Raw genomic sequence first — 3,066 nt, forward strand, 5'->3', positions numbered from 1 at the left:
AGGAGCAGACTCAGATGACGATTCTCCCAAGTGTCGTGAAGGCCGAGTACCGCGGGGAGTATCGAATCTCCCTTACCTTTAACGATGGGACGTCGAAGACCGTTGACTTTCTCCCGTGGCTGCAGGGACCAATTTTCGAACCGCTCCGTGACGTCGACTACTTTCGCGGCTTCTTCGTTTCCGGCTCGACGGTCTGCTGGCCGAATGGCGCCGATATCGCGCCCGAGACCCTGTACGCCGCCACGGACATCCGACAGGTGGCGTAGCCGCATGACCCGGCGGGCCCAGGCATTCGGGAGAGGAGACCGCGCGTGAAGGTCGCGATCGTCACGAAGCGGCTCGAGGCCGTCGCGGCCGACGCGCTCGTCGTCGGCCTCTACGCCGAGGAGAAGCGCCTGCCCGAGGGGCTCGCTCGGCTCGACCGCGCGGCCGGCGGCCGGGTCAAGACCGCGCTCGACGCTGAGAAGTTCAAGGCGAAGGCCGGGCAGGTCGCGCACCTCCACGCGCTCGGGCGCCACGTCGTCGTCGCGGGGCTGGGTCCGCGCGCCGAGACGACGGCCGAGGTCCTGCGGCGCGCCGCCGCGGCAGCGGCGCGCCGGGCGCGCGACCTCGGCGCGCGCACCGTCGCCGCCGAGGTCCTCGGCGACCGGCTGCCCGCCCGGCAGCGCGCGCAGGCGGTGGTCGAAGGCGCGCTGCTCGGCCTCTACGCCTTCGAGCGCTACAAGAAGGAGAAGGCCGAGCGCGTCGTCGAGGAGCTCTCCGTCGTCGAGGCGGACGCGCGGCGCGGCCGCGACGTGGCCGAGGGCGTGGGGCGTGGCGAAGCCTTCGCGCGCGCGACGTGGCTCGCCCGCGACCTCATCAACACGCCGGCGAAGGACCTGAGCCCGACGGCCCTCGCGCGCGCCGCGACGGACCTGGCGAAGGCGCGGAAGCTTCGCGTCCGCGTCTACGACCGCGCCGAGTGCCAGCGGATGGGGATGGGCGCGTTCCTCGGCGTCGCCGCGGGGAGCGAGGAGCCCCCGAAGTTCATCCACCTGACGTACACGCCGCCGGGCCGCCGGAAGAAGCGCGTCGCGCTGATCGGCAAGGGCATCACGTTCGACTCGGGTGGCCTCGACCTCAAGACCTCCGAGGGCATGCTCCGCATGAAGTACGACATGTCGGGCGCCGCCGCGGTGCTCGGGATCATGGACGCGCTGCCGAAGCTCAGGCCGCCGGTCGAGGTCCACGGCCTCATCGCCGCGACGGAGAACATGCCCTCGGGCTCCGCGATCCGTCCCGGCGACGTGCTGCGCGCGATGAACGGCACGACGATCGAGATCGGCAACACGGACGCGGAGGGGCGGCTGACGCTTGCCGACGCTCTCTGCTACGCGGCGGAGAAGGTGAAGCCCGACGAGGTCGTGGACATGGCGACCCTCACGGGGGCCTGCGTCATCGCCCTCGGCCCGCTCTGCGCCGGGCTCATGGCGAACGACCGGGCGCTCGCCCGGCGGCTCCTCGACGCGGCCGAGGCCGCGGGCGAGCACGTGTGGGAGCTGCCGCTGCTCGAGGAGTACCGCGAGAACTTGAAGTCCGACGTCGCCGACCTGAACAACGTCGGCCCCCGGGGCGGCGGCGCGATCACGGCGGGCCTCTTCCTGAAGGAGTTCGCCGGCGCCATGCCGTGGGCCCACCTCGACATCGCCGGGCCCGCGTTCACCGAGAAGGACCTGGCGCTCGCGCCGAAGGGCGCGACGGGCAGCGCGGTCCGCACGCTCCTCACGTACCTCACGAGCTGAGCGTGGGCGGCCCGGTTGACCTCCACTCCCACACGACGGCGTCGGACGGCATGCTGCCGCCGCGAGAGCTCGTGCGCCTCGCCGCGCGCCACGGCGTGCGCGTCCTCGCGATCACCGACCACGACTCGACCGACGGCCTCCGCGAGGCGATGGCCGAGGCGCGCGAGCACGAGCCGCTCACGATCGTCCCCGGCATCGAGATCAACTGCGACGTGCCGGGCGCCGAGATCCACGTCCTCGGCTACTTGATCGATTGGGAAACCGAGTGGTTCCAGCACTTCCTGCACGCCCAGCGGCAGGAGCGGCGCGCCCGCGTCAGCCGGATCGCCGAGCGGCTCACCGAGCTCGGGATGCCGATCGACCCCGAGGAGGTCTTCGCCCTCGTGAAGGAGGGCTCGGCCGGGCGCCCCCACGTCGCCCGGGTGATGGTCGAGCACGGCTACGTGAAGTCCGTGCGCGAGGCGTTCGACCGGTACCTCCACGCGGGCGGCGCCGCGAATGTGCCGCGCAGGCGGCTCACGCCCGTGGAGGCCGTCGAGGTCATCCGGCGGGCGCGCGGCGTGCCCGTGCTCGCCCATCCCGGCCTGGCCGGCCGCGACGAGCTGATCCCCGAGCTGGTGTCCGCCGGGCTCATGGGCCTCGAGACCTACTATCCCGAGCACTCCGCGGCCCAGACCGCCCTCTATCGGGACATGTGCACGCGGCTCGGCCTCATTGCGACGGGCGGCTCCGACTTCCACGGCCCGCAGATCGGCCACGCTGCGCACCCGGGTACGCCGGCAATCCCGCTCGCCGTCTGGGACGAGCTCCGCGCGAAGGCCGGTGAGGCGCGCCGCGGCGCGCCGTGATCCGGGTCCAGATCTTCGGGTTCAACGACTGCCAGGAGACCCGCAAGGCGCAGCGCTTCTTCAAGGAGCGCGGGGTGCCCGTGCACTTCGTGGACATGCGGGAGCGCCCGGCCGCGCGCGGGGAGCTCCGGCGCTTCGCCGAGAAGCTCGGCGCCGCCGCGCTGATCGACCGCGCGGGCCCGCGGTTCAAGGCGCTCGGCCTCCACGTCGCGGGCGACTCGCCCGAGCGCCTGGTCGAGAAGGCCCTCGGCGAGCCGCGGCTTCTTCGGACCCCGCTCGTCAGAAGCGGCCACCGCGTGACGATCGGCCACCAGCCGGAGGCCTGGCAGGCCTGGGTGAACGAGGTGCGGAAGGCCGGCGAGCCCGGGAACCGGAACGCCTGATCGAACGTTCCTGGGGCAATCATTTCCACCCGGGACCCCAGGAGGCAGAGATGG

The 3,066-nt window shown here is 72.5% G+C and carries 4 protein-coding genes; all 4 read left to right on the forward strand.

Translation table 11 applies throughout. The annotated features are described in order from the left end of the window. Positions 1-266, forward strand: a 266-nt coding sequence (locus VKG64_03955) for a DUF2442 domain-containing protein (GenBank protein HKB24187.1), incomplete at its 5' end; no start/stop codon positions are given. Between the two features lie 45 nt (positions 267-311). Beyond that, positions 312-1,781, forward strand: a complete 1,470-nt coding sequence (locus VKG64_03960; GenBank protein HKB24188.1) for a leucyl aminopeptidase — start codon at positions 312-314, stop codon at positions 1,779-1,781. Positions 1,782-1,783: 2 nt separating this feature from the next. Further along, a complete protein-coding gene (locus VKG64_03965; GenBank protein ID HKB24189.1) occupies positions 1,784-2,629 on the forward strand; it encodes a PHP domain-containing protein in 846 nt (281 codons plus the stop codon). Beyond that, on the forward strand, positions 2,626-3,012 hold the full coding sequence (locus VKG64_03970) for an arsenate reductase family protein (protein ID HKB24190.1): 387 nt from the start codon (positions 2,626-2,628) through the stop codon (positions 3,010-3,012). Before VKG64_03965 ends, VKG64_03970 begins: the two co-directional genes overlap by 4 nt. Positions 3,013-3,066 lie beyond the last annotated feature (54 nt).

It is taken from the genome of Candidatus Methylomirabilota bacterium (assembly GCA_035260325.1).
Classification (GTDB): Bacteria; Methylomirabilota; Methylomirabilia; order Rokubacteriales; family CSP1-6; genus AR19.